At 69.0% G+C, this 2,087-nt stretch carries 3 protein-coding genes; all 3 read right to left on the bottom strand.

What is annotated here, in order from left to right:
* On the bottom strand, positions 1 to 152 hold a 152-nt coding region (locus VF468_01075), incomplete at its 3' end, for a hypothetical protein (protein HEX5876915.1).
* Positions 153 to 266: 114 nt separating this feature from the next.
* Entirely contained in the window at positions 267 to 857 is a 591-nt protein-coding gene (locus VF468_01070; protein ID HEX5876914.1) for a DinB family protein, read from the bottom strand.
* A 100-nt stretch (positions 858 to 957) separates the two neighbouring features.
* Positions 958 to 2,087: M1 family metallopeptidase (locus VF468_01065; protein HEX5876913.1), on the bottom strand; the 1,130-nt coding region annotated here is incomplete at its 5' end.

Genomic DNA, 2,087 nt, shown 5'->3' with positions numbered 1-2,087 from the left:
CCGGCGATGATGTCGTCGGTGGACTGGTCGGCGACCACGGTGCCGACCAGGAAGGCCGCCGCGAACGCCAGCACCCCGATGTTGACCGGCAGGACGGTGGCGATCACGAAGATCAGCCCGAGCACCAGGATCGAGATGCGTTCCGGCGACATCGTCAACCGCCGTCCTGAGCGTGCGGCGCGGTCCTGAGACGCCTTCCTTACCCATGGCGGCCAAGACCTAGACCACCGGCGCCGGTGAGGAGTCGAGGCCGGGACGGGACGGGCTCAGGCCGAGCCGGCCTCCCGCGCGGCACGCTCCAACCGACTGCGGTAGCGCTCCCACCAGGCCTGATCGCCCGGCGCCAGGTTGTCGTTGCCTTCCCGCAGCCCGGCCGCGCCGTCGATGAGCTCCCGGACGATGTCGGCGTGGCCGGCGTGCCGATGGGTCTCGGCGATCATGTGCACGAGGATCCGTTGCAGCGTGACCTCGCGCCGCTCCCGAGGCCACCACGGCACCTTGCCGACGGCATCCAGCGCCAGCGTGTCGATCGTGGCGTCCGAGTGCGCCCAGACACGGTGGTACAGACCAACGATCTGTTCCCGCGACTCCTCGGCGGTGGCCCACATGTCGGCATTGGGTTCGGCACCCTCGTCCAGCCATGGCAGCGGCTCTGGGAACGGCCGGCCGAACGTCTCGCCGAAGTACCCCGCCTCGACGCTGGCTACGTGCTTGACCAGCCCGAGCAGGTTGGTGCCGGTCGGCACCATTGGGCGGCGGGCGTCGTACTCCGACAGCCCTTCAAGCTTCCACACCAGCGCCTCGCGGGCGGCCTGCAGGTAGCGACGGAGGTCCGCCTTCGGATCTGACTCGGTCATGCCGCAAGATATGGCGGCAACGGCCTCTCCAGGCGCGCGGAACGGGGTCGGTCGAGGACCCTCCGGCGGCCCGGCCGCAGAGGTATGGCTTGGGGCGGTATCACGAGATCGTCGGCTTGCTGGGCGTCCGCAGCCACACGTCGAAGAAGGAGTCGAGGTCCTGGCCGGACACCTCCTCGTAGACCGCCTCGAAGTCCTCCGTGGTGCCGGTGGAGTCGTCGTAGCGCTCCAGCCATTCCCGAGCGGCCTCGAAGAACGCCTGGTCGCCAACCTCGGCCCGCAGAGCATGCAGGGTCGCCGCGCCGCGGTCATACACCGCCCCGTTGAAGAGACCGAGCGGGCCCGGGTCGGCGATCGCCAGGTCCCAGAACGGGTCGTCGGCGGGGATCTCCATGACGGCGTCGAAGCTCGCCTGGGCCGAGTCGCCGCCCGAGTCCTCGCTCCATAGCCATTCGACGTAGGTGGCCCAGCCCTCGTTGAGCCAGATGTCCTGCCACCGCTCCGGGCTCACGGCGTTCCCGAACCACTGGTGGGCGAGTTCGTGGACGACGGTGGACTCGCTGGCCACCCTGGAGTACACGGGCCGGGTCTGCGTCTCAAGCGCGTAGCCGACGCTGTCGTCGTCCACGATCGAGCCGTAGGAGTTGAACGGGTACGGCGAGAAGGTCTCCTCGAGGAAGGCGATCATGTCCGGCTGCAGTTTGAGGCTGGCATCTGTGGTGGCGGCATTCTCGGGCGTGAGCCTGTCGTCGATGGCGTCGATGATCGGCAGCCCGTCGTCCGTCTTCGAGAAACGCAGCTCGTAGTCGCCGACAGAGGCGGTCGTCAGGTAGCTGGCCTGCAGATCCGGGGCGTCCCAGAACCACGTGGTCCGGCCGTGCTTCGTGATCGGTTTCCGTGCCGGCAGGCCGTTGGCGACCGCCACCTTCCCCTTGGGCACCGTGATCTCGAAGCTGTAGGTGGCCTTGTCCGTCGGGTGGTCGCTGACCGGGTACCAGGTCATCGAGCCCTCGGGTTCGCTCACCACCATGGCGCCGTCGCGCGTGGTCACCCAGCCGTAGAGGGCGCCTTCGATGTCCTCCGGCCGGGTGGTCTGGCCGCCATAGGTGACGACGACCCGCGCCCTCGCTCCCTTCTTGAGCTTGGGACGAGGCTGGACGATCAGCTCCCACACGCGGGCCTCGTCGTCCTGGACCTGCCAGTAGGCGGGCCCCCCGACGGCGTCCCCGG

Source organism: Actinomycetota bacterium (assembly GCA_036280995.1).
Classification (GTDB): domain Bacteria; phylum Actinomycetota; class CALGFH01; order CALGFH01; family CALGFH01; genus CALGFH01.
The sequence above is the reverse complement of the archived record's forward strand: the minus strand, read 5'-3'. Positions and strand labels throughout refer to the sequence as shown.